This window comes from Aurantimicrobium sp. MWH-Uga1, from assembly GCF_003325955.1.
GTDB lineage: Bacteria > Actinomycetota > Actinomycetes > Actinomycetales > Microbacteriaceae > Aurantimicrobium.
The window spans coordinates 1,361,593-1,386,196 of the sequence record NZ_CP030929.1 but is presented as its reverse complement, the minus strand read 5'-3'; the positions used below and the strand labels follow the sequence as shown (position 1 = coordinate 1,386,196).

General features: G+C 52.8%; 22 protein-coding genes. 12 read left to right on the top strand and 10 right to left on the bottom strand.

Annotation, left to right across the window (positions count from 1 at the left end):
• Nucleotides 1-61: 61 nt before the first annotated feature.
• The 5 genes from AURUGA1_RS06830 to xylA form a co-directional block, all read right to left on the bottom strand.
• On the bottom strand, nucleotides 62-1,303 hold the full coding sequence (locus AURUGA1_RS06830) for a sugar ABC transporter permease (protein WP_114129455.1): 1,242 nt from the start codon (nucleotides 1,301-1,303) through the stop codon (nucleotides 62-64).
• Nucleotides 1,303-2,052, bottom strand: a complete 750-nt coding sequence (locus AURUGA1_RS06825) for an ATP-binding cassette domain-containing protein (RefSeq protein ID WP_114129454.1) — start codon at nucleotides 2,050-2,052, stop codon at nucleotides 1,303-1,305. Before AURUGA1_RS06825 ends, AURUGA1_RS06830 begins: the two co-directional genes overlap by 1 nt.
• A gap of 140 nt (nucleotides 2,053-2,192) precedes the next feature.
• Nucleotides 2,193-3,239, bottom strand: coding sequence for a sugar ABC transporter substrate-binding protein (locus AURUGA1_RS06820; RefSeq protein ID WP_114129453.1), 1,047 nt, complete (start codon nucleotides 3,237-3,239; stop codon nucleotides 2,193-2,195).
• 177 nt (nucleotides 3,240-3,416) lie between these two features.
• Nucleotides 3,417-4,829, bottom strand: a complete 1,413-nt coding sequence (xylB, locus tag AURUGA1_RS06815; RefSeq protein ID WP_114129452.1) for a xylulokinase — start codon at nucleotides 4,827-4,829, stop codon at nucleotides 3,417-3,419.
• Between the two features lie 3 nt (nucleotides 4,830-4,832).
• Nucleotides 4,833-6,026: a xylose isomerase gene (gene xylA, locus AURUGA1_RS06810; RefSeq protein ID WP_114129451.1), complete on the bottom strand. Its 1,194-nt coding sequence runs from the start codon at nucleotides 6,024-6,026 to the stop codon at nucleotides 4,833-4,835.
• A gap of 159 nt (nucleotides 6,027-6,185) precedes the next feature.
• On the opposite strand from xylA, the gene AURUGA1_RS06805 reads away from it, so the two are divergent.
• The gene (locus tag AURUGA1_RS06805) at nucleotides 6,186-7,409 is read left to right on the top strand and encodes an ROK family transcriptional regulator (RefSeq protein ID WP_114129450.1); all 1,224 of its coding nucleotides are present in this window, start codon (nucleotides 6,186-6,188) and stop codon (nucleotides 7,407-7,409) included.
• A gap of 7 nt (nucleotides 7,410-7,416) precedes the next feature.
• On the opposite strand, the gene AURUGA1_RS06800 is transcribed toward AURUGA1_RS06805, so the two are convergent.
• A complete protein-coding gene (locus tag AURUGA1_RS06800) occupies nucleotides 7,417-8,457 on the bottom strand; it encodes a Gfo/Idh/MocA family protein (RefSeq protein WP_114129449.1) in 1,041 nt (346 codons plus the stop codon).
• A gap of 81 nt (nucleotides 8,458-8,538) precedes the next feature.
• Here AURUGA1_RS06800 and argG point away from each other — a divergent pair, with 81 nt between their 5' ends.
• The 7 genes from argG to AURUGA1_RS06765 all read left to right on the top strand — a co-directional run bounded on the left by argG (nucleotide 8,539) and on the right by AURUGA1_RS06765 (nucleotide 17,054).
• A complete protein-coding gene (gene argG, locus AURUGA1_RS06795) occupies nucleotides 8,539-9,891 on the top strand; it encodes an argininosuccinate synthase (protein ID WP_114129448.1) in 1,353 nt (450 codons plus the stop codon).
• Nucleotides 9,892-10,064: 173 nt separating this feature from the next.
• Nucleotides 10,065-11,138 carry a BMP family protein gene (locus AURUGA1_RS06790; RefSeq protein ID WP_205214682.1) on the top strand — a complete coding sequence of 358 codons (1,074 nt, stop codon included), beginning with the start codon at nucleotides 10,065-10,067 and terminating at the stop codon, nucleotides 11,136-11,138.
• Nucleotides 11,139-11,263: 125 nt separating this feature from the next.
• Nucleotides 11,264-12,778, top strand: a complete 1,515-nt coding sequence (locus AURUGA1_RS06785; protein ID WP_114129447.1) for an ABC transporter ATP-binding protein — start codon at nucleotides 11,264-11,266, stop codon at nucleotides 12,776-12,778.
• On the top strand, nucleotides 12,775-14,040 hold the full coding sequence (locus AURUGA1_RS06780) for an ABC transporter permease (protein ID WP_205214641.1): 1,266 nt from the start codon (nucleotides 12,775-12,777) through the stop codon (nucleotides 14,038-14,040). The genes AURUGA1_RS06785 and AURUGA1_RS06780 overlap by 4 nt, the downstream gene beginning before the upstream one ends.
• Entirely contained in the window at nucleotides 14,037-15,311 is a 1,275-nt protein-coding gene (locus AURUGA1_RS06775) for an ABC transporter permease (protein ID WP_114129446.1), read from the top strand. Before AURUGA1_RS06780 ends, AURUGA1_RS06775 begins: the two co-directional genes overlap by 4 nt.
• Nucleotides 15,312-15,318: 7 nt before the next feature.
• Nucleotides 15,319-15,744 (top strand): cytidine deaminase, encoded by a 426-nt coding sequence (locus AURUGA1_RS06770; RefSeq protein WP_114129445.1) that lies wholly within the window; start codon nucleotides 15,319-15,321, stop codon nucleotides 15,742-15,744.
• Between the two features lie 2 nt (nucleotides 15,745-15,746).
• A complete protein-coding gene (locus tag AURUGA1_RS06765) occupies nucleotides 15,747-17,054 on the top strand; it encodes a thymidine phosphorylase (protein ID WP_205214640.1) in 1,308 nt (435 codons plus the stop codon).
• Between the two features lie 4 nt (nucleotides 17,055-17,058).
• Here AURUGA1_RS06765 and AURUGA1_RS06760 read toward each other — a convergent pair whose 3' ends face one another.
• Together AURUGA1_RS06760 and AURUGA1_RS06755 are read right to left on the bottom strand one after the other, a co-directional pair.
• Nucleotides 17,059-18,756 (bottom strand): phospho-sugar mutase, encoded by a 1,698-nt coding sequence (locus AURUGA1_RS06760; RefSeq protein ID WP_114129443.1) that lies wholly within the window; start codon nucleotides 18,754-18,756, stop codon nucleotides 17,059-17,061.
• Nucleotides 18,757-18,767: 11 nt separating this feature from the next.
• Nucleotides 18,768-19,619, bottom strand: coding sequence for a purine-nucleoside phosphorylase (locus tag AURUGA1_RS06755; RefSeq protein ID WP_114129442.1), 852 nt, complete (start codon nucleotides 19,617-19,619; stop codon nucleotides 18,768-18,770).
• A gap of 72 nt (nucleotides 19,620-19,691) precedes the next feature.
• On the opposite strand from AURUGA1_RS06755, the gene deoC reads away from it, so the two are divergent.
• Genes deoC through AURUGA1_RS06740 form a run of 3 tightly spaced genes read left to right on the top strand, consistent with a single transcriptional unit; the run spans nucleotide 19,692 to nucleotide 22,971 of the window.
• Nucleotides 19,692-20,666: a deoxyribose-phosphate aldolase gene (gene deoC / locus AURUGA1_RS06750; protein ID WP_114129441.1), complete on the top strand. Its 975-nt coding sequence runs from the start codon at nucleotides 19,692-19,694 to the stop codon at nucleotides 20,664-20,666.
• An 8-nt stretch (nucleotides 20,667-20,674) separates the two neighbouring features.
• Nucleotides 20,675-22,117, top strand: coding sequence for an aldehyde dehydrogenase family protein (locus tag AURUGA1_RS06745; protein WP_114129440.1), 1,443 nt, complete (start codon nucleotides 20,675-20,677; stop codon nucleotides 22,115-22,117).
• Complete coding sequence (locus AURUGA1_RS06740; RefSeq protein ID WP_114129439.1) at nucleotides 22,114-22,971, top strand: aldehyde dehydrogenase family protein; 858 nt, start codon at nucleotides 22,114-22,116, stop codon at nucleotides 22,969-22,971. The genes AURUGA1_RS06745 and AURUGA1_RS06740 overlap by 4 nt, the downstream gene beginning before the upstream one ends.
• A 7-nt stretch (nucleotides 22,972-22,978) precedes the next feature.
• Here the strand turns inward: AURUGA1_RS06740 and upp are convergent, their stop codons facing one another.
• Nucleotides 22,979-23,611, bottom strand: coding sequence for a uracil phosphoribosyltransferase (gene upp / locus AURUGA1_RS06735; protein ID WP_114129438.1), 633 nt, complete (start codon nucleotides 23,609-23,611; stop codon nucleotides 22,979-22,981).
• A gap of 134 nt (nucleotides 23,612-23,745) precedes the next feature.
• Between upp and AURUGA1_RS06730 the strand changes: the two genes are divergently transcribed.
• Nucleotides 23,746-24,105 (top strand): DoxX family protein, encoded by a 360-nt coding sequence (locus tag AURUGA1_RS06730; protein ID WP_114129437.1) that lies wholly within the window; start codon nucleotides 23,746-23,748, stop codon nucleotides 24,103-24,105.
• Between the two features lie 7 nt (nucleotides 24,106-24,112).
• Here the strand turns inward: AURUGA1_RS06730 and AURUGA1_RS06725 are convergent, their stop codons facing one another.
• Nucleotides 24,113-24,523 carry a pyridoxamine 5'-phosphate oxidase family protein gene (locus AURUGA1_RS06725; protein WP_114129436.1) on the bottom strand — a complete coding sequence of 137 codons (411 nt, stop codon included), beginning with the start codon at nucleotides 24,521-24,523 and terminating at the stop codon, nucleotides 24,113-24,115.
• Nucleotides 24,524-24,604: the final 81 nt, after the last annotated feature.

The window sequence follows — 24,604 nt, the reverse complement described above, 5'->3', positions numbered from 1 at the left end:
TGAAGACAGTAGTGCCCCCACATGTTTGCACATCGTGGGGGCACAACTACTCCACTGAGTGTTAGACGCGAACCCCGCCGCCGGAGCGCTTGCGAGAGAGGGCGTCAATAGTTGCAGCAGCAATCAGCACTGCACCGGTAACCAGGAAGTTCACACCTGCAGGCAGACCGATGAGGCCCAGGCCGTTATCGATGATGGCGATGACCAGAGCACCGATAGCAGCGTGAATCAAGCGGCCACGTCCACCGAAGAGGCTGACTCCACCGACGACAGCAGCTGCTACACCGCTGAGCACGATCGAACGACCAGCTGTTGATTCAATTGCACCAATACGGCTGGCAGCCAAGATGCCGGAGACAACAGCAAGTGTTGAACAGATGATGAATGCGGTGATGCGAATCTTGGCAACCTTGATACCTGCACGGCGTGCGGCTTCAGGGTTTCCACCAACGGCATAAAGGTGACGGCCAAAAGTGGTGCGGTCCAACACGAAAGTTCCCACAAAGAGAATTCCGATCACGATGGGAATAACGATGGGTACACCCTCGATAGGGACAACCGAAACACTACGGTTGACGCTCATGGCACCTACTGCGATACCACCGAGGACAGCGATGGTTCCAACACGAAGCAACATTAATGAGATGGGGCGGTTAGCCACACCAGCCTTAGCGCGACGGGCGCGGTCATAGAATCCCAGTCCCAATGAGACTGCAACCATGATGGCCAGCATGAGCCATCCTGCCCACACAGGCATGTTTCCGTTCATGATGGCTTTGAGCTCGGGGACGTCAAGGCGGTAAAGGCCACCGTCACCCAGCATTACAAGCATGAGGCCTTGGAAACCAAGGAAGAGACCCAGGGTGACCACGAAGGAGGGAACACCAATCTTTGCGACAAAGATACCGATGGTCCACCCAACAACAGTTCCAACTAGGAGTGCCGCGATAACGGCAATGATCCAGTTGATTCCCATCATGAGGTTCAACACCGCAAATACGGCCATACCAACACCAGCGGTCACACCGGCCGAAAGGTCAATTTCTGCCAGTAGCAGAACAAAAACCAATGCTGCTGCAAGAACAGTGAGCTGTGCTGCCTGAACAAACAGGTTGGCAAAGTTCAAGGTTGTCAGGAAGTAGGGGCTCAGTGAAGCAAAGAGCACGACGAGAGCAAACAGTGCGATGACAGCAGGAAGCGCTCCCATTTCACCGTTCTTCAGCCGCTGAACGTAGGCGGTGATTTGATCGCGGACGCTACCTTCGTGGCCACTTCCAATTGCTGTGGGTTCAAGCGAAGCCATTACGCAACCTCTTCCATGCTCTTAGTGCCGGTGATGTATCCCACAACATCGGCTTGGGTTGTTTCTGAAGTCTTGAGGGATGCAACCATACGGCCCAGGTAGAGGACGTTGATTGAGTCGCAGACCTGGAAGACGTCAGCCAGGTTGTGGCTGATGATGATGACGCCTATGCCGTTGTCGGCAAGACGGCGAACAAGGTTGAGAACCTGTTCGGTCTGGGCTACACCCAATGCGGCTGTTGGCTCATCAAGGATGACGAGTTTGGCGTTACGAAGGACAGATCGAGCGATAGCAACGGTCTGACGTTGTCCACCAGAGAGCGAGGAAACTTTTTGGCGAACTGATTTCACGGTTCGAACTGAGAGGCTTTGCAGGGCCTTGGTTGCTTGGAATTCCATTGAGCCCTCATCGAGGGTCCCTTGGCTAATTTCTTCACGACCGAGGAACATGTTTTGCACGATGTCCAAGTTGTCGCAGAGAGCGAGGTCTTGATACACAACCTCGATACCGAGAGCACCGCTCTGGCGGGGTGAAGTGAGGTGAACGTCTTCACCGGCAAATTTGACGATTCCTTCGTCATAGGGCTGGACTCCTGAAAGTCCCTTAATCAGTGTCGACTTACCTGCACCGTTGTCTCCAACTAGTGCGGTGACCTGACCGGCGTATGCCTTGAAGTCGATTCCTTTAAGTACATCGACAGGTCCGAAGCTTTTCTTAACTCCTGAGAGTTCGATCAGTGGCACATCCATGCCCATCTCCTTTGATGTGTCATCCAGCGTCAGTGCCGGGGCGGGTGTGTCATAAGAATGACAGGAAGTGTGGGGGTCTAACAAGATAAAGACTTTGCGCCGGCCGGATAGACCGGCGCAAAGTCTTATCTATTGGGGTATTACTTTACGCCGTACTTCTCACATGCAGCCTTGAGCTCTGCGGTGCAGATGTCTTTGGCAGATGCGTCACCAGCGGATACAACGTCGATGACCTGTTCAGGACCGACCTTGATGGGGGTAACTGCGACGAAAGGAGTTCCGTCAGCGAGCTTCTTCTCAACAGAAGGAGCCTTGCCACCGAGGATCTGGATTGCCAGGTCGGAGGCAGCAGCAGCTTCTACAGAGAATGGCTTGTAGACCGTGCAGGTCTGCTTGCCGAGAAGAACGTTCTGAAGACCAGCAACAGATGCGTCCTGACCAGAAACAGGAACGGTCTTGCCGTTCTTGTCAAGGATGGTGATAACTGCAGCTGCGTTGGTGTCGTTTGCTACCCAAACAGCGTCAACGTTACCGCCGAGAGAGGTGTAAGCCTGCTCGAATGCGGTTCCAGCCTTGGTTCCATCCCAGGTACCTGGGGTCTCAGCGGCAGGCTTGATACCAGCAGCTGACATGACAGCTACAGCACCGTCGTAGAACATCTTTGCGTTACCGTCAGCAGGGTCTCCACCAACGTAAACAACAGATGCGGTTGCAGGGTCCTTGCCAGCGGCGGTCAGACCGTCAACGATGCACTGACCTTCAATACCACCAACTGCTTCGTTGTCGAATGAAACGTAGTAGTCAGCACCTTCAACGGGGCGGTCGTAAGCAATAACTGGAACTCCAAGTTCCTTTGCCTTCTCAGCTACCTGGATAGCTGCACCCTGGTGGTCGGTGAGGATCATAACGCCACAGCCCTTGCTGAGCATCTGGTCTGCGATGGTTGCGTACTTTGCAGTGTCACCCTGAGCGTTCTGGATGTCTACTTCGTAACCAGCGTCGGTCAAAGCAGCCTCGAGAGCTGGCTTGTCGCCAGATTCCCAACGAGGTGAAGACTCGGTGTCGGGGAGGATTACACAAGCACGAGTGCTTGCAGCTGCATCGTTAGATGCACCAGCACAACCCGAGAGGGCAAGTGCGGACACAGCTGCTAGAGCTGCGATTGAGATCAATGAAGACTTCTTCATTTCTCTCCCTTCAATTTTCTCTTGGTTTCTCGAAGTTAACTTCGAGTCGGGCTCGACGGTGAGCCCTGCCTATATGTTGCCCTATCCAACAAATAAATAACAACCTGATTTGGTTACAAACTGGTAACAAAACAGGGAAACTGCTTATTTTGTTGTTTAAAACACTAAATAGGAGGTTTAACGTTTCGCAGCAAAATCAGCTGCTTTTCGGTAGTTATCGATGACGTCAACCCTACGTCCACGTGAGAGGGTGGCTATGGTGCTTGTCTCCCATGTCGGCTCGGTTCCCATGAGCAATTCGGCAGCCTGTCGTGCGGCACCCGTAGCGACATATTCTCCTGGCTGAGGGACAACAATTGGAACACCAAAAATCTCTGCAGCTATCTCTTGCACAGCAGGATTGGCGGCCGCGCCACCCACGAGAAAAATACGTTTGCACTCGACACCTGCTTCAACAAGAGCATCAAGACCTGCGTTCAAACCACACAACATTCCCTCAATGGCAGCGCGAGCTATGTTGTGGCGAGAATGATTTGCCAAGGTCAGGCCAACAAGTTCAGCTGTGGCCTTGGGCAAGTTAGGAGTGCGTTCACCTTCAAAATAAGGAACCAGAACAATTCCCCCTGCACCTGGCTCAGCATCACGTGCAAGTGATCCCAGCTCATCATGAGAGACAGAGAGAAGGTCAGCGAAAGAATCAATCACGCGGGCAGCATTGAGGCTGCAGACCAAAGGTAAGAAAGAATTGGAAGCACTCGCGAAGCCCGCAATTGTTGCGCCCTTGTCCTGAGTTGATGATCGCGAAACAGAGAAGACAGTTCCACTAGTACCAAGCGAAACAACTACATCCCCCTCCGTTGCTCCGATTCCAAACGCAGCTGCAGCATTATCTCCAGCGCCACACGCAATCTGTGTTCCTTTTGGTGTTTCTCCCGCAGGTTCACCCGGCAACACAATTCGGGGGAGAATCGGAACATGCCCGAGGGCAAAGGTAACTACATCCTCGAGATATTCATTGGTGGTGGGATTGAAATACCCAGTTCCACTGGCGTCAGAGCGGTCGGTGGTTAAAGCGTCAAGAACAGGACCCTTTTCACTTTCCCCGGTAGGCCCAAAACCTGCAAGTCTCCAGGTCAACCAGTCGTGCGGGAGAGCAACAGCAGCAACTCGGGCTGCATTGTCTGGTTCGTTCTGTCGAAGCCACAACAATTTGGTTGAGGTGAATGAAGCAACAGGAACAGAACCTGTTTGTGCTGCTAGGTTCTCGGCTCCGAAGTGGGCGATGAGCTCGTCTGCTTGCGCAGCACTCCGCGTATCATTCCACAACAGTGCATCACGGATAACTCGACCTTCGGAATCGAGAACAACCATTCCGTGTTGCTGGCCACCGATAGATATTGCGTCAACATCGTCAAGCCCGCCGGCTTCCCGGATTGCATTTTGCAATGCTTCCCACCACAGGGCGGGGTCGACCTCGGTACCATTCGGGTGGCTCGCTCGACCCTGTCGGACTAGCTCACCGGTGAGGGCATCGACAATGACAACTTTGCAACTCTGAGTTGATGAATCAACCCCAGCTACTAAAGCCATGAGTTATCGAGCGCCCATGAGGTGTTCAATAGCTAACTGGTTGAGCTTGACGAATCCAAAACCACGTCCGTTGAAGTAGGAGTCCGCATCGAAGTTTTCATAGGAAGCGGTATCTGCCAGAAGATCCTGGTAGGTCTCACCTGGAGCAAGTGTGGTGGTGTGAATCTCCGCTACGCGTGAAGCTTCAAGAGCAGCTTTGACTTCGGGGTCTGCGCGGAATGCTGCGGCACGTTCTTTCAGCAGAAGGTACATGCGCATGTTTGCAGCCGCTGAGTCCCACACCCCAGTGAAGTCTTCGGTGCGGCTGGGCTTGTAGTCAAAGTGACGGGGACCGTCATATGCGCGGCCGCCGTTGGGGCCACCAAATTCAAGAAGATCCACCAAGGAGAAGGCATTGAGAATATCTCCATGTCCAAAGACGAGGTCCTGGTCAAACTTCACACCCTTCTGACCATTGAGGTCGATGTGATAGAGCTTTCCGTGTTCAATGGCCTGAGCTATGCCCGCAGTAAAGTTCAGTCCTGCCATTTGCTCGTGGCCGACCTCGGGGTTGAGACCCACGAGCTCTGGATGTTCCAGAGTGTTAATGAACGCCATAGCGTGACCAACCGTGGGCAGAAGAATGTCTCCACGTGGCTCGTTGGGCTTGGGCTCAATGGCAAAGCGAATGTCGTAGCCCTTGTCCTTGACGTAGGAGGTCATCAGGTTGACACCTTCGCGGTAGCGCTGAAGAGCACCCTGAATGTCCTTGGCACTGTCGTACTCTCCACCTTCGCGGCCACCCCACATAACGAAGGTCTTTGCACCCATCTCGGCAGCAAGGTCGAGGTTGCGAAGTGCCTTACGCAAAGCAAAGCGACGAACACCTCGATCATTACTTGTGAAACCACCATCTTTGAAAACGGGGTGGCTAAAGAGGTTGGTGGTGATCATCGGAATGATCAAACCAGTGTCGGCAAGAGCTTGCTTGAGGCGGTCTATCTGCTTTTGGCGTTCGGCATCGTTACTTCCAAATGGGAAGAGATCGTCATCATGGAAGGTCAAACCGTACGCGCCCAGTTCGGCGAGCTTCTCAACAGCTTCAACAACATCCAGATGCTCACGAGTTGGCCCACCAAACTGATCTTGGGCTGCCCAGCCAATCGTCCAGAGGCCGAAAGAGAATTTGTCTTCGCGGGTAGGGGTTAGTGACGACATTGTCGATTTGTCCTTAGTGGTCTTGTGTATTTGTTGCCTTAGGGAACAATATAGACCCGTACGTGTAATACTTGTCAACTCAAAAACACATAACTGTATTAATTTGTTGTTTAGAGGTAAGAATATGTTTGACAGCATTCACACAGAGAGAAAATTTCTATGACACCTTCCGGGGCAAAAGCCAGTAGTGGTGCGTCAACCGTCGGCAGTAACCGTGAACAAGTTCGCCAACATAATTTGTCGGCAATTCTGAGATTGCTTCGTCAATTTGGAACAATGTCTCGTTCTGCCCTTACCCAACGGACCGGGCTGAATCGCTCGACTATTTCTGACCTGGTTACTGAATTACAAGAACTCGGACTCATTATTGAGTCTGAAGCAAATGTCACTCAAGGGGTTGGACGACCCTCTTTGATGGTGTCATTCTCAGATGAAGTAGTTGTATTTGCTGTTAATCCTGATACTGACGCCACCACTGTGGGTGTGGTGACGTTATCCGGAAAAGTAATCGACAAGGTACGCCACACCCATCCTTCAGTTCCCAGCCCGAATGAATCAGTAGAGATTGCCACCAAGCTCATCTCGGAACTTCGAGCCAAGATGCCCGCTACATTCCGTATCGCTGGAATAGGGGTTGCGATCCCCGGGCAGATTCGAGTTGAGGATGGAGTGGTTCGGCTCGCTCCCCACCTCAACTGGGTAGAAGTTCCTTTTGCACGCATGTTGCATCAACAAACAGGCCTCCCAGTGTTTATTGACAATGACGCGAGTTTGGGATCTATTGCTGAACGCGATCTTGGAGCAGGCCGCGGCTTCAGTGAAATTGTGTATCTCTTTGGTGGTTCCGGTGGCATCGGCGGTGGAGTTATTCACGGAGGAATACTTCTTCGTGGGGCTGCAGGTTATGCCGGTGAGCTCGGGCACGTCCGTATTTCAGATTCCCCACGCGAAGATTATTCAGGTTTGCAAGGAACGCTAGAGTCATTGGTTCGCCGTGAAGATTTGTTAGCAGCGCTCAAAATAGAAAGCGCTGATGATGCAGAACTTGAAGTAGTGCTTTCAAAACCGGTCAGTTCAAAAGTTCAAAAACTTCTTGAATCACAAATTGACGCTCTGGCTGTAGCAGTTGGTAACTATGTCAACATCTTCAACCCTGAGATAGTACTCATCGCTGGTTATCTTGCAGTTTTGCATTCATACGATCGTGACCGGTTGCTCAGTCGTTTCCGTTGGAGCACACTTACCGCGCCTCAAGACAGGCTGCTAGTGAAAACAGCAGAACTTGGACCCAACCTGCTGATGATTGGAGCAGCTGGATTACCTATTGCACCACTATTGGCTGAGCCTGCTGTAACGCAACTCTTCCCTGCTCGAGGCAAGTAACCGGAGGTTACTTCTCTCCTGTCAGGAATGCGCCAATCTGATGGCGGGCCTGGAGAATCAGACCGATATCGCTGACTGCTTCATGTAGCGGACGCAGGGGAGAGTCATTCAACCCTTGATCAACGAAGGACGCCAGCGCGGTTGCCTGATAACTCAACCCTTCATGTGCAGGAACTCCAGTCTCATCTCGCCAGGAGGCAACTGGGTTTGGGTTGAACTCTGAAGCAAAAAGGGTCAAGCCGCTTGGAGTGAAGAAAGGCTCGTGGATATTGAGCCGTCCTTTTGTTCCTGAAATGGATGCTGCGGTAGGTGTGAATGCGGCCATGGTCACCGTTGCCACGGCCTGAGCACCAGAGGCATAGGTCAACAAAGTTGTTGTCGTTTGGTCCACGCCAGTTGAAGTGAGAGAACCAACTGTTGCAACCTCAGATGCCTCTCCCAATACAAAAGAAGAGAACGCGAAGTTGTAGATACCCAAATCCAACAATCCACCACCAGAAAGAGGATCCATCAAACGTGGAACATGGCGGAGATCTTGACCAAAGTCGGAGAGCACGAATTGAATTTCTCCGAGGACTCCGTCGCTGAGAAGTTGACGCATCACGTCGGATTGAGGAATGTATCTGGTCCACATCGCTTCCATAGCGAGGACCCCGGCACTGAAGGCAGCATCCTGGATCTCTTGTGCATCGGTGGGGTTGGTGGCCAGTGGCTTTTCAACTAAGACATGCTTACCTGCCGCAATAGCAAGGAGTGCATGCTCCTTATGGAATTCGTGTGTGGTGGCAACGTAAACCACATCCACCTCTGGGTGAGAGACAAGTTCCTGATACGAGGTCAGTGCGTAGGGAATGCCTCGTGGTGTGGCGAAGGCTTCTGCTTTGCCGGGAGTTTGAGATGCCACCGCGACAACGCGTTGTGCAGTGTGTTTGTGAACCGAGTCAGCAAAGGTTGCCGCAATTCCACCAGGCCCAATGATTCCCCACCGGAGGGAAGGTACCGAGTTGGGCTCAATCAAACGAGGGGCAGGTAACGAAGTGGGGAGCATCAGTGATCCTTGAAAGAGAGGGGGTGTAGCTCATGTTAGGGGAGAACCTTGGGAGAGTTCACCCCCAGCTAGAATTGAGGCATGTCTAAGGTTCTTTCTTCTTTGCCTGTTGGTGAGCGCGTTGGTATTGCTTTCTCTGGAGGTCTAGACACCTCTGTCGCTGTAGCGTGGATGCGCGAAAAGGGAGCTATCCCATGCACCTATACCGCCAACCTTGGCCAGTATGACGAACCCGACATCGACAGTGTTCCCGGCCGCGCACTCGAATACGGCGCGGAGATTGCTCGCCTGATTGACTGCCGTGGGCCTCTTGTAGAGGAAGGTCTCGTCGCATTGCAGTGTGGTGCATTCCACATTCGTACTGCTGGAAAGACGTACTTTAACACCACCCCTTTGGGTCGTGCAGTTACCGGAACCATGCTGGTGCGTGCAATGCACGAAGATGGCGTGGACATCTGGGGTGACGGGTCTACTTACAAGGGCAATGACATTGAGCGTTTCTACCGCTATGGGCTGATGGCTAACCCGTCACTTCGTATCTACAAGCCCTGGCTTGATGCAGACTTCGTCAATGAGCTCGGTGGTCGCCACGAGATGAGCGAGTGGCTTCTAGCTCGCGATCTTCCTTACCGCGCATCCAAAGAAAAGGCGTACTCCACCGATGCCAACATTTGGGGTGCTTCACACGAAGCGAAGCTGTTGGAACACCTTGACCAAGGTCTCGACCTTGTCGAGCCCATCATGGGAGTTGCTGCCTGGCGTGATGACGTAGAGGTCAAGACTGAAGAAGTTACGGTTGCCTTCGAAGCAGGCCGCCCCGTCTCAATCAACGGCAAGCGTTTTGACGACCCTGTCGCTCTCGTGCTCGAAGCAAACGCTATTGGTGGTCGCCACGGTCTGGGTATTTCTGACCAGGTTGAGAACCGCATCATCGAAGCAAAGAGCCGAGGTATTTATGAAGCTCCAGGAATGGCGCTACTACACATCGTTTACGAACGACTGCTCAATGCCATCCACAACGAAGACACTCTGGCTAACTATGCTGCTGAAGGTCGCCGCCTTGGTCGCCTGATGTATGAAGGTCGCTGGTTTGACCCACAAGCACTCATGCTGCGTGAGTCCATTGTTCGCTGGGTTGGCTCTGCAGTCACCGGTGAAGTGACGCTGCGCCTGCGCCGCGGAGATGACTACACCATCCTTAACACCACCGGCCCTGCCCTCAGTTACCACCCCGACAAGCTCTCGATGGAACGTGTTGAAGATGCTGCATTTGGTCCGGAGGATCGCATTGGCCAACTCACCATGCGTAACCTCGACATTGCAGACTCACGCGAACGCCTTGAGCAGTATGCAGCTCAAGGCATCGTGGAGGGTGGAGCTGCAGTTCTTATGGGGGATCTCACAGCTGCCGCTCTCGAAAAGGGTAAGAAGTAAACCGAAGGAAATCGTCGTTCGTTAGGCTCAAAACGACTGATTCCGTAGATCTTTATTTCTATTGTGTAACTTATCCGCTAAGAAGAACCCGATGAGTGGCGAAATTCGCTGTTTCGAGTAACGTGGTCTCTACCTCATACGGCCTGTATGTGGACTCGTATTTGGAGGACACATTGGGAATTTTTTCTCGTAAGGTAGCCATCAGCAGCGCAGCAGCGCTGGGTGTAGTTGCCCTTTTGGCTGGATGTGCAAGCGCACCAGCAGACGACGCTGCCGACGGCGGCAGCCTCGCAGTACCTTGCATGGTTTCTGACTCAGGTGGTTTTGACGACAAGTCGTTCAACCAGTCTGGTTACGAAGGCCTCACTGCTGCGTCAGATGAATTGGGTGTAACCCCCATCACCGTTGAATCCGCTGCAGAAACCGATTTCGCACCTAACATTCAGAGCTTGGTTGACCAGGGTTGTACCCTGATCACCACTGTTGGATTCTTGCTTGCTGACGCAACCAAGGAAGCAGCAGCAGCAAATCCTGATGTGAACTTCGCCATTGTTGACGACAGCAGCATTGTTGCTGACAACGTAAAGCCCATCGTTTTCGACACTGCACAGGCAGCATTCCTCGCTGGATACACCGCAGCTAGCTACAGCACCACTGGTGTCGTAGGTACCTTCGGTGGAATGCAGATCCCACCAGTAACTATCTTCATGGATGGTTTTGCTGATGGTGTTGCTTACTACAACCAGGAAAACGGCGCTAACGTCAAGGTTGTTGGTTGGGACGTTGCATCTCAGACCGGTTCCTTTACCGGTGGATTTGCAGCTGGCGTTGAGGCAAAGACCGCAGCACAGGGTCTGATTGACCAGAACGCTGACGTCATCTTCCCCGTTGGTGGTCCTATCTTCCTCAGCGCAGCTGAAGCAATCAAGGACTCCGGCAAGGACATCCCACTGATCGGTGTTGACTCCGACGCTTACCTCACTGCCCCAGAAATCAAGAGCATGTTCTTGACCTCTGTTCTCAAGCAGGTTGGTGTTGGTGTTGCTGACGTTACTCTCGCAGCAGCAGACGGCAAGTTCGACAACACCCCATTCGTGGGAACACTTGCTAACGGCGGTGTTGGTCTTGCACCATTCCACGACTACGCATCGAAGGTAAATCCTGACCTGCAGAGCCAGCTGGATGCCATCACCAAGGGCATTAACGATGGTTCGATCAAGGTAGTTTCTCCTTCTTCGCCAAAGTAATACAGCACTAGTTTGGGGAGGCCCCGCTTCGGCGGTTGCCTCCCCAAACTTTTCCTTGCTAGGTCATTACCTAGCAGTGATTAGACTCAAATTGTTCACTTTCCGCCCACGAAGTTGTGAGATCAATGAAGCTCGAACTGCGCAATATCACTAAGCGTTTTGGCCAGCTGACTGCCAACGACCACATCAACCTTGTGGCATTGCCTGGCAAAATTCATGCATTAGTTGGAGAAAATGGCGCTGGTAAATCCACCCTGATGAACGTTCTGTTTGGGCTCTATCAAGCAGACGAGGGAGAGATCTTGCTGGACGATGTCGTACAGCACTTTTCTGGTCCCGGTGATGCAATGGCAGCGGGTATTGGAATGGTCCACCAGCATTTCATGCTTATCCCGGTCTTCACTGTTGCCGAGAATGTGATGCTCGGTCACGAGGAAACCAAGCGTGGTGGACGACTGGATATTGAGGCTGCGCGGAAGCTAGTGCTTGATGTAAGTGCCCGATTCGGTTTCGATATTGACCCCGACGCCCTGGTAGGAGATTTACCTGTTGGCGTTCAACAGCGTGTAGAAATCATCAAGGCCCTATCGCGTGATGCACAGGTCTTGATTTTTGATGAGCCCACCGCGGTACTTACCCCGCAGGAAACAGACGAGTTGATGGCCATCATGAAACAACTTCGTGATGCGGGAACAGCAATCATCTTCATTACCCACAAGTTACGTGAAGTTCGAGAAGTTGCCGACGAAATCACCGTGATTCGCTTAGGTAAGGTCGTTGGTGAAGCTTCACCAACGGCCACAAATACTGAACTGGCAGAAATGATGGTTGGCCGTGCTGTTCAACTCACAGTGGAGAAGAAAAAAGCCCAACTTGGTTCAGACGCCCTTGTCGTTGAATCATTGACCGTATTAGACCCCAGTGGCATTGCCGTCGTTGACAATGTGAGTTTCACGATCAGGGCAGGTGAAATTGTCTGTATCGCAGGAGTCCAAGGAAACGGTCAGACAGAATTGACCGAAGCAATCCTCGGTCTTGCTCACCACACCACAGGTTCCATCACCCTCAATGGGGAGCAACTTCTGGGTAAGTCAGTGCGCCACATACTCGATGCCGGTGTTGGATTTGTTCCCGAAGACAGAACAGAAGATGGTCTTGTCGGAAGTTTTACGATTGCTGAGAATCTCATGCTGGACCGAGCTCACGGCGCACCATTTGTTCGAGCAGGTGCTTTGCAACTCAAAACACTCGCCGAATTTGCCACCAGGACCTCTGCTGAATTTGATGTTCGCTCTCAAGGCATCACCTCGAAGGCATCTCAATTGTCTGGAGGAAACCAACAGAAGATAGTTCTTGCTCGAGAGCTCAGTCGTGATTTGAACCTTTTCGTTGCAGCGCAACCAACACGCGGAATTGATGTGGGCTCCATCGAATTTGTTCACAAACGCATTGTTGAGACTCGCGATAACGGCATTCCTGTGCTGGTCGTGTCCAGTGAATTGGATGAAGTTGTTGCGCTCGCAGACAGGATTGCGGTGATGTACAAAGGGCGTGTTGTCGGAATCGTTCCATCCGATACTCCGCGTGCAGTCCTTGGTTTGATGATGGCCGGCGAAGTACCTTCAGGAGTTGCTGCATGAGCAAGAAAACGACCGAAGCCGGTCTCACACCGCAGGGTGAGATTGCACCCCCATCCCGCTGGAATATCGCGTTGAAAGAAATGCTCGGTGGCAGTGTAGTGATATCAATCCTCTCTGTCATTAGTGCGTTGCTTGTGGGAGCAATACTTATTGCTGTTACTGACCCCCAGGTTCACAAAGCGACCACCTATTTCTTTGCTCGACCACTCTCCACATTCCAAGCAATTTGGGACTCTGTTTTTGGCGCTTACTCCTCCCTATTCCAAGGTTCGGTGTATAACTTCCGACGGCCAGCTTTTGCCACTGGTATCAAACCGCTCACCGAGACGCTCACCTTCGCAACACCTCTCATCGTTGCTGGACTAGGTGTTGCCCTCGCGTTTCGGGTTGGTTTGTTCAACATTGGTGGACGAGGTCAGATGTTGATTGCCGCTGCCTGTGCAGGCTACGTGGGATTTACGTGGCAGTTACCTCCGGTTATCCACCTCATCGTTGCGATTGTTGCCGGAATTGTTGGTGGTGCATTGTGGGCTGGAATTGTTGGTGTACTCAAAGCTCGTACGGGCGCACATGAAGTCATTGTGACCATCATGCTCAACTACATTGCCTTTTATTTAGTTTCATGGATGTTGAGAACTCAAGGTTTTTTGCAAGCTCCCGGTTCAAACAACCCCAAAACAGCACCCATTCTTGAAACAGCGGTGCTCCCAAAGTTGCTTGGACCAAGCTATAACCTCAACTCAGGATTTATCCTCGTTGTCTTGCTCACAGTTTTTGTCTGGTGGCTTCTGTCGCGATCAAGTCTGGGATTTCAATTCCGCGCAGTTGGTGAGAACCCTAATGCAGCTCGAGTTGCAGGTATTCGCGTCGATCGGATGTACATCTACGCAATGCTCTTCTCCGGCGGACTTATTGCCGTTGCGGGAGTAATACAAGTATTGGGTGTTGTTCCCTCTGGCTTCAGTTCTGGTATCGATGCCGGTATCGGTTTTGACGCCATCACTGTAGCTCTGTTGGGCAGAGCTAAGCCATGGGGCGTGTTCTTTGCAGGAATCCTTTTCGGGGCATTCAAAGCTGGTGGATTTGCCATGCAAGCCGCTGAAGGTATTCCAATCGATATCGTTCTGGTTGTTCAGTCTCTGATTGTCCTATTTATTGCTGCACCGCCTCTCATTCGTGCGTTGTTTAGGTTGCCTGTTCCTCCGGGCGAACCTCAGCCCGTATCGTTGCGTCGGCCACGAGTGAAGGTGGTGGCGCAATGAGCCAGGCCCTTACCCTCAAGAATGAATCTGCAAACACCGTAGTGTTGCGAAGCTGGAAAGCACCCATAGCTTTTGCAGCGTTCACTGCAGTTTCTTTCCTCATTTTCATTGTTCTCAATACAGGTGCAAGCACCAATTTCAGACTGTCTACAGAGTCAGATTTCATTCAACTTCCTGCCATAGATTTGCCTGCCTTAGGGACAGGAATTGTCGTTACTGCTGTGCTATTTGCTTTCACAGTGGTGAGTTTCCTACTTTCTCGAACGGGGAAATCATCCCCTGTGTGGATGATCAGCGCATTCGGCTTTTTCTTTATGGTTGGGTTCCTCACCTGGGCGGGTGCAGATGGCTCAATTCTCATTCCTGGTTTGCTCTTAGGAACGCTTGGTCTGAGTATTCCTCTGATCTTTGGTGCTCTCGGCGGAATTATTTCTGAACGTGTTGGCGTCATCAACATCGCAATTGAGGGGCAGCTACTTGCCGGAGCATTTGTCTCTGCGATGGTCGCTACCCTGACAGGATCCCCTTACCTCGGTCTAGCTTCGGCCATGGTTGCTGGAATGCTCGTCTCCTTTGTGTTGGCGACATTCTCTGTGAAGTATTTGGTAGATCAGGTCATCGTAGGAGTTGTCTTAAACGTCTTGGTCTTGGGCTTAACAAGCTTTCTCTATTCGCAAGTGTTGAGCGCGAATACTCCTGCATTGAACTCTCCTCCGCGATTTGACCGCATAGATATTCCTGTACTGAGCCAAATTCCCATAATTGGACCGGTGCTGTTTAGGCAAACCGTCATTGTCTATTTGATGTATGTGATTGTTGCTGTGGTTGCCTATGCCCTGTTTAAAACCAAGTGGGGTCTGCGCCTGCGTTCGGTGGGCGAGCACCCCATGGCTGCTGACACCGTAGGAATTAATGTGGCAGCCACACGGTTCTGGAATGTTGCCCTTGCTGGCGCCATTGCTGGTATCGGTGGAGCATACTTCACACTCGGTTCAGTGGGAGCATTCCAAAAAGAAATGACAGCCGGAGCGGGATTCATTGCTTTAGCAGCAGTCATTTTTGGCCGATGGGACCCCATTCGCGCAACGTTGGCTGCCCTGTTGTTTGGTTTTGCCAGCAACCTCCAAAACGTACTGTCGATTATTGGCTCACCGGTGCCAAGTGAGTTCATGCTCATGTTGCCTTATGTCGTTACCATCTTCGCTGTTGCCGGCTTTGTCGGCCGCGTCCGAGGACCTGCAGCAGCGGGAAAACCCTACGTAAAGAGCTAGGAACAATATGGGTTCGTCACATGAAGACATCAATTGGGATGTCTTACGTCATGCTGCACAAGCAGCCATGAAGAATGCCTATGTTCCCTACTCCAGGTTCCCAGTGGGGGCAGCAGCTCTAGTAGACGATGGTCGAGTTATTTCTGGATGCAATGTAGAAAATGCGTCATACGGCCTCACTCTGTGCGCAGAATGTGGTCTGGTCTCTCAGTTACACGCATCCGGTGGAGGGAAGCTTGTTGCGTTCACCTGTGTCGATGGCAATGGGGAAATTCTTATGCCGTGTGGCCGATGCCGACAACTTCTGTTTGAACACTCCCAAGAAGGAATGGTTCTGGAGACAGTATCTGGGTTGAAAACCATCGAAGAAGTATTGCCCGACGCTTTTGGTCCGCGGCAACTTGATGCATTTACGTCTCAAACCAAGGATTAATGATGAGCACGCCCACTATCGAACCCTTTGATGCTGTTCAATTAATCTCCATCAAACGAGACAAGGGTGAGCTCAGTACTGAACAGATTCAGTGGATGATCGATGCCTACACCAGAGGTTTCATCGCTCAAGAGCAAATGTCTGCCATGACCATGGCCATTTTCCTCAATGGGATGAACCGTCGAGAAATCAAAGACATGACGATGGCCATGATTGCCTCGGGCGAACGGATGGACTTTTCTGCGCTGAAGCGTCCCACGGCGGATAAGCACTCCACTGGTGGTGTCGGAGACAAGATCACCCTGCCACTGATGCCTCTTGTTGCCTCTTTTGGAGTGGCAGTGCCTCAGCTTTCCGGCCGCGGGCTGGGTCACACCGGTGGCACCCTAGACAAATTGGAATCCATTCCTGGTTGGAGAGCACATCTCTCTAACCAGGAGATGTTTAACCAACTAGCTGAGCTTAACGGGGTGATCTGTGCTGCGGGTTCTGGTCTGGCTCCTGCTGACGGCAAGCTCTATGCCTTGCGTGATATCACCGCAACGGTGGAAGCTATTCCTCTCATTGCCTCCAGCATCATGAGCAAGAAAATTGCTGAAGGAACTGACAGCCTCGTGCTGGATGTGAAGTTTGGTTCAGGCGCATTCCTCAAAGACATTGAGCGTTCACGTGAGCTGGCCCGCACCATGGTTGCCCTCGGCGCGGATGCTGGAGTGAACACCACAGCGTTGCTCACCGATATGAACATCCCGCTGGGTCTGACTATCGGTAACGCCAACGAAGTGCGTGAATCGGTTGAGGTGCTGGCAGGTGGCGGCCCCGCCGATGTCATTGAGCTGACTGTTGCACTCGCCACCGAAATGCTCAACATGGCAGGTTTACACGATGTAGACGTCGCGGAGAATCTCCGCAATGGCAAAGCAATGGATTCGTGGCGTGCCACGATAGCTGCTCAGGGCGGGGATCCAGACGCAGAACTGCCTTCCGCATCTGAATCACATGTGGTACATGCTGAAAGTGATGGCATGTTGGTTCGCCAAGAAGCTCTTCCCTTCGGCATTGCTGCCTGGCGCCTTGGCGCTGGCCGAGCTCGTGCTGAGGACGCGGTTATCCATGCTGCAGGCATTGATCTTCACGCCAAGCCCGGTGATATGGTTCGCAAGGGTGAACCGCTATTCACTTTGTATGCCAACGATGCCGCTCGTTTTGAACGTGCTTTAGAAGCAGTTGAAGGCGCATATTCCATCGGCGATGCAAACACTTTTGTGCCGCGCACCTCACTCATCGCTGAGCGCATCACTGCCGAATAGAACTTTAAAGCCCGAGAAGTTCTTTCATCCCTTCAGCAAGGGTAGAGAGCCTCTTCGCTGCGTCGCTTGTTCGGTGAGCTAAGTCGCCCTCCCGAGATACCACGTCGATATAGATCTTGAGCTTAGGTTCTGTTCCACTGGGACGAACCATAATTCGAGAACCATCTTCTAACCAGAACCTGAGCACATCACTGGGTGGGAAGTCAGAGTTCCCTTCGAGAAGATCATCGAAGGTCAACACTGCACTCCCGCCAACAAAGTCGGGCTGTGAGGAGCGCAGATTCGTCATCAAGCGAGGAATCTCTGAGAGGTCAGATACGCGCAATGAAATCTGTTCGCTCGCAAAATGGCCAAAGGTCATACTGAACTCTTCGAGGTGGTCTCTCAAGGTTGACCCGTTGGATTTCAGTTCGTTCACGAGGCTGAGCAGCGCAACAGCAGCAGAGATTCCATCCTTGTCTCGAATAGTGCCTGGGTTAACGAGATAGCCCAGGGCTTCTTCATATCCGTAAGCCAAGTTCTCAACTCGCGAGACCCACTTGAAACCGGTGAGGGTCCATCGGAAGTCCAGGTCATAGTGTTTAGCGACAGCGGAGAGTGCGGGACTGGACACGATAGAGCACGCCAAGGTTCCAGACTTGTTCGTGCGGGTGAGCTCTCGTGCTGTTCGCCAACCCAGCACAGCACCCAGCTCATTGCCGGTGAGGCGACGATAGCCTGCAGCCGCAGTCTCATCTGGGATGGCCACTGCTAAACGGTCCGCATCTGGATCGTTGGCCACAATTAATTCCGCCTTCGTCCTTCTCGCAAGGCCATAGGCCAAGTCGAGTGCGCCAGGTTCCTCAGGATTGGGGAACTCCACGGTGGGGAACGTGGCATCTGGAATGTTTTGTTCAGCAACGACTTCTGGTACTACAAAACCAGCTCGTGACATCACAGCTGCGAAGGTTTCATACCCCACTCCGTGCATGGCAGTGTAAATAAAGTGGGGTTGAATTGAAGGCGCAAGTGCTGTGTTACCCGCGACCAAAGCGGTCTGGCTGATGTAGTTCTCAATAACCGATTCAGCAATGATGCTGTATGTTCCACGTGCAAGCTCGCCCACGTTCATTTGTGTGGCAACGAAGTCAATCTGTTCAGCAATGAGAGCGTCAGCGGGGGAGACAATCTGTGAGCCCTGATCATTTCCGCCGAGATAAACCTTGTAGCCATTGTCTGCTGCAGGGTTGTGGCTCGCAGTAACCATGACGCCAGCACTGGCATTGAGCTCACGGACACTAAAAGCGAGAATTGGAGTCGGTAGCATTCTGGGCATCAACAATGCCTCAACACCTAAGCCCGACATTATTTCAGCAGTGTCGCGAGCAAACACTTCAGAGTTCTTTCGGCCGTCAAACCCAATGACTACGCTAGGAGTCTTTCCTGCCTGGGCATGAGCAAGCAGATAGCGTGCCAATCCGGCAGCTGCTTGAATCACAACTACCCGGTTCATCCGATTGGGACCTGCAGCGATGGCACCACGGAGACCTGCGGTGCCAAAGCTTAATCGAGTGGAGAAGCGGTCAGTAATCTCTGCCTGTGCATGTTCGTCACCGGCTTGAGACGCTTCGAGAAGCGCGCGAAGTTCTGCCACAGTTTCGAGATCCGGATCTTGATCGATCCAAGCCAGAACCTCGGAGTGATACTCATGCAATGTTGTCATGGTTGGATTTTCTAGAGCTTGTCTACGATGCGAGCAAGAAGTTCGCTAATGCGAGCTTCTGCAGCGGCGCCAGCTTCCAGGACCTCTTTGTGTGAAAGAGGGTTCTCAGAAATGCCAGCAGCCAAGTTTGTAATCAAGGAAAGTCCCAGAACTTCCATTCCTGCTTGACGTGCGGCAATCGCCTCTAACGCGGTGGACATACCCACGATGTGGCCCCCGAGAATTTTAGCCATCTGCACTTCGGCAGGAGTTTCGTAGTGTGGTCCACGGAATTGGACATAGACACCGTCATCGAGACTGCTGTCTATAGTGCGAGCAAGCTCGCGCAGTCTAGATGAATACAGATCAGTAAGGTCAACAAAGGTCGCACCCTCGAGAGGTGAGTCTGCGGTCAAATTTATGTGGTCGCTAATGAGTACCGGGGTTCCTGGATTCCAGGTTGGTTTGATTCCGCCTGCGCCATTTGTCAGCACCATGGTGGTGGCGCCACACGCAGCCGCGGTTCGCACGCTGTGGGCCACGCGGCGCACGCCGTGGCCCTCGTAGTAGTGGGTGCGGGCACCGATAACCAATGCACGCTTTCCGCTAGGAAGCAAGATGCTGCGTAAGGTTCCAGAGTGACCCACGACGGCAGAAGCGCTGAAACCAGTGATTTCGGCGGCATCAATTGTGGCAGTGGTCTCGCCCATCAGCTCTGCCGCTTTGCCCCAGCCAGAACCCAAGGTCAGGCCAATGTCGTGCTGAGATACGCCTGTTTTCTCCGCAATTTGAGCAGCCGCTTCGCGGGCCACCTCAAACGGGTCCACGTCAGGGTTGGAGAGAGGGTTGAGAAGTTCTTCTGGGTTTTTCAGCGTTGAATCCATTGACTCATCCTAGCCACCAGATATGAGTAAACATCAGGCTCGAACTGGGGTTTCTCCCAGTAGTGTGGAGAGATGCGTTCTATCCCAGCAGTATCAGATCTCACCGCAGAATCACTCGCGGACTTTCTTCGAGCTCTGCCCGGTGTTGACGCTGTTGGCCTCGAAGCCAGAGCAGCCGATTTGGGCACTCGCAGTATCAAGACGTCATCTAAAGCGTGGGCAATCGACACCATTATCAAGTTGATTGACCTCACTACTCTGGAGGGTGCTGACACTCCAGGCAAAGTTCGCACTCTCGTTGCCAAGGCACTCGTGCCTGATGCTGGGGACCTCACCACGCCGAGAGTTGCCGCAGTGTGCGTATACGGAGATATGGTTGGCACTGCTGTTGCGGCATTGGGGGATATGCATGGTGACCCCGACCAGGGCAAAGTTTCCGTTGCGGCTGTAGCTACCGCCTTCCCTAGTGGCAGATCCTCACTTGCTATCAAGATCGCCGATACCCAGGAGGCAGTTGCCGCTGGCGCTGACGAGATTGACATGGTTATTGACCGTGGAGCTTTCTTGGCTGGAGACTGGTGGACTGTCTTCCAACAGATTGTTGCGGTGAAAGAAGCATGCCGTCGTGCCGATGGATCACACGCTCACCTCAAGGTGATTCTCGAAACCGGCGAACTTGTCACCTATGACAACGTACGCAAAGCTTCTTGGCTCGCCATGCTCGCTGGAGGAGACTTCATCAAAACCTCAACGGGCAAAGTAACTCCCGCAGCAACCTTGCCGGTCACTTTGCTCATGCTGGAAGCAGTGCGTGACTGGTATGTCGCAACGGGCCAACGCATCGGCGTGAAGCCTGCCGGTGGTATCAAAACCACCAAGGATGCCATTAAGTATCTTGTCGTCGTGGCAGAGACTGTTGGGGAGGAGTGGCTAGTGCCACACCTCTTCCGTTTTGGCGCTTCAAGCCTGCTTAACGATGTTCTCCTGCAACGCCAAAAACTTGCCTCGGGTCACTACTCGAGTGCCGATTACGTCACTCTCGATTAGGGAATCACATGTCATTCATGGACTACGCACCAGCACCAGAATCCACCGGGATTCTGAACCTCAACGAGCATTACGGCCTCTTTATCAATGGAGAATTTGTCGCCGGCAGAGGTGAGAACTTCATCAGTATCTCCCCAGCAACTGAGGCCCCCATTGCAACCTTCAGCAGTGCCAATGAGGCAGACGTTGACGTAGCTGTTCGAGCAGCACGCGCCGCCTATGACACGGTGTGGTCACAGATGTCTGGCGCTGATCGTGGAAAGTACCTGTTCCGCATTGCACGCCTGATTCAAGAGCGCTCACGTGAACTCGCGGTTGCTGAGACTCTCGACAACGGCAAGCCCATCAAGGAAACCCGCGATGTGGACATCCCTCTCGTAGCTGCTTGGTTCTTTTACTACGCAGGTTGGGCTGACAAGCTCGATTTCGCCGGCCTGGGAGCAAACCCCAAGTCTCTTGGTGTAGCCGCACAGGTCATCCCCTGGAACTTCCCACTCCTCATGCTCGCCTGGAAGATCGCTCCCGCACTCGCCGCAGGAAACACTGTCGTACTCAAGCCTGCAGAAACCACTCCACTAACGGCAATGCTCTTCGCTGAGATCTGCCAGCAGGCAGATCTTCCAGCTGGTGTCGTCAACATCATCACCGGTGCAGGTGACACAGGTAAGTCACTGGTCAACCACGCAGATATCAACAAGATCGCCTTTACCGGTTCAACCGCTGTGGGACGTGAGATTGCTCGCGCAGTCGCCGGCAGCAGCACAAAGCTCACGCTCGAGCTGGGTGGCAAGGGCGCCAACATTGTCTTCGACGATGCCGCCCTCGATCAAGCCGTTGAAGGAATTGTCAGTGGCATCTTCTTCAACCAAGGCCACGTGTGCTGTGCAGGAAGTCGATTGCTTGTGCAAGAGAACATCCATGACGAAGTGATGGACCGCCTTAAGGCTCGTCTGTCCACTCTGCGCCTGGGCGACCCCCTAGATAAAAACACCGACATCGGTGCAATTAACTCTCGCGAACAGTTGGACCGAATAACTGCTCTGGCTGCCCAGGGTGAAAGCGAGGGTGGAGAGCGTTGGAGTGCGGCGTGTGAGATTCCCTCTCAGGGTTTCTGGTTTGCACCAACCGTGTTTACGGGTGTCTCTCCCAGTAACACCATTGCTCGTGAAGAAATCTTTGGACCCGTCTTGTCGGTGCTTACTTTCCGTACACCTGCTGAAGCAATTACAAAGGCAAACAACACTCCTTATGGACTTTCTGCCGGAATCTGGAGCGAGAAAGGCAGCCGCGTCTTGGCCGTTGCGGACAAGCTCCGAGCTGGCGTGATCTGGGCCAATACTTTCAACAAGTTCGATCCAGCAAGTCCCTTCGGAGGCTACAAAGAGTCCGGCTACGGACGCGAAGGCGGCCTTTCCGGATTGGCTGCTTATCTGGAAGGTGGTGCAGCATGAACCGTCTCGCTGTCCCCAAAACCTACAAGCTCTTCATTGGCGGAAAGTTCCCCCGCAGTGAATCAGGACGCGTTTACGAAGTGAACTCCCCTTCCGGAGAGTTTGTCGCCAACGCCGCTCAAGGTTCACGCAAGGACCTGCGTGATGCTGTTGTTGCCGCTCGAGCCGCGCAGCCAGGCTGGAGTGGTGCGACCGCATATAACCGCGGACAAGTGCTCTACCGCATCGCGGAAGTCCTCGAGGGCCGCAAAGCACAGTTCATTGAAGAGATCATGTTGGTGGAAGGCTCCTCTGCAAAGGAAGCCACAGCACAAGTAGATGCCGCCATCGACACCTGGATTTGGTATGCCGGTTGGGCGGATAAGTACACCCAGGTTGCCGGACAGGCCAACCCTGTCTCTGGTCCCTACTTCAATCTCTCTGTTCCCGAACCCACCGGAGTTGTGGGCGCTATTGCGCCACAGACCTCAGGTTCTTTACTGGGGCTCGTTGCCACCATTGCCCCCATCCTGGTTTCTGGAAACACTGTCGTCGTTGTTCCTCGCGAGGATGCGCCATTGACGGCCATTAGCTTCGCTGAAGTCATGGCCACCAGTGATGTTCCTGGTGGTGTGGTGAATGTGATCACCGGAAGCCCAGCAGAGCTGGCTCCCTGGATGGCCTCCCACGCAGATATCAATGCACTTGATCTTGCCGGGGCGGGATCTTTGGATTGGGCATCACTTCAGATTGCTGCAGCTGAAACGCTGATGAGAACCAGTTCCCCAGTTGAAGGAGTACCTGGATTGTCGCTGAATCGAATCACAACCTTTACTGAAGTAAAGACGGTGTGGCACACAAAGAGCCTGATTTAAGGGCGGCTTAGACCGTTCCGTAGAGACGGTCACCGGCATCCCCAAGACCGGGAACGATATACCCGTGCTCATTGAGGCGCTCGTCGAGTGCACCCAAAACAAGGGTGACGTTCTTACCCGCTGTAGCTGCTTCAACAGCGGCAACACCTTCAGGTGCACCAAGTAGGCACACACAAGTCACGTCTGTGGCCCCTCGCGCAAAGAGGAAATCTATCGCTGCGATGAGCGATCCTCCGGTAGCAAGCATGGGGTCGAGAACATAGCACTGTCTGCCTGAGAGATTTTCTGGTAAACGCTCCGCATATGTACTGGGCTGAAGGGTTTCTTCGTCACGAACCATTCCAAGGAACCCAACTTCAGCCGAGGGAAGCAAGGTCACCATGCCGTCAAGCATTCCTAAACCTGCGCGCAAAATGGGCACGACCAAAGGTCGAGGTTGGCTTAACATGACTCCCGTAGTTGTTGTCACGGGGGTTTCTATATCTACCTTCTCTACACGTACATCACGGGTTGCTTCATATGCCAGCAGGGTTACAAGTTCTGTTGCCAGTGAACGGAACACTGAAGAAGGAGTGTTCTTGTCACGAAGAACGGTGAGCTTGTGTGTGATGAGTGGGTGTTCAGCAACATGAAGGCGCATGGCACCAATCTAGCTCACCCGCAATACTGAACGGAGAGTATCCCAACTGTTGTCGGCTGATTCTGACCTGTTGTGGCACAAGATATTCTGTGTGTGGGGGAGCGATAAAGTTCCTGCGTTACTGAGGAGTATTTATGGCTATTGTGCTGTCGATTTTGAACTTGGCTGTTGCGGTTCTTTTTGTTTTTGTGGGAACGAAAAAAGCTTTCCGTCCTATTCCTGAACTAGCTGGCCAGATGCCGTGGGTGAACACATTCAGCAAGCGAACAGTTCGCCTCATTGGTTTTGCAGAACTCGCAGGTGGTCTGGGCCTGGTCTTACCCGGAATCGTTGGACTTGGCTTGCTGATTCCTCTGATTGCGGCACTGTGTTTGGCCATACTCATGATTGGTGCCGCGGTGTATCACCTGCGGTTCAAAGACAACAAAGGTGCTATACCCAGCATTGTTCTCGCCGGAATCTTGTTGATTCTTGCGATGTATATGGTGTTCTAAGTCAGGTTTATCTGTGCGGGTCTAGGACGTTGAGTCGTCTGCCACGTACCTCGTTGGGTGTGAACTCCATCCAGACATATTCACTATTGGGTGCGAATTCCACGATGGGAAGTTCGTCGAGAACCTGAGCTGCCTCGGCACTGGTCAACGTTCTCACAAGGCCAAGTGCAACCGTGCTGGAAAAGTGGCGCATCATTTGGTGTGCAGCTTCAAAAGCTACGAGCCGACCGTCCGTTTCTTTGCGCAGTCGTGATTCGGCACCGGTGCGGAAGTAGATCTTCCAGTTGTGGGTGACGTATGCCACGGGATAAATGTCAGGGGCACCCTCGCGTGCACTGGCAATCCGACCAATGTGGTTGGTCTGTATGACGTCCCAGGATTCTTCATCGCTGAGGTGATCAATAGGGTATTCGCTCATTTATTGCACTGCTGTTCTTACTGGAGGGATTGAGAGAGTCTATAACCGCAAACTGCTGTTTTCCTGGAAGAGAAGGCTTTC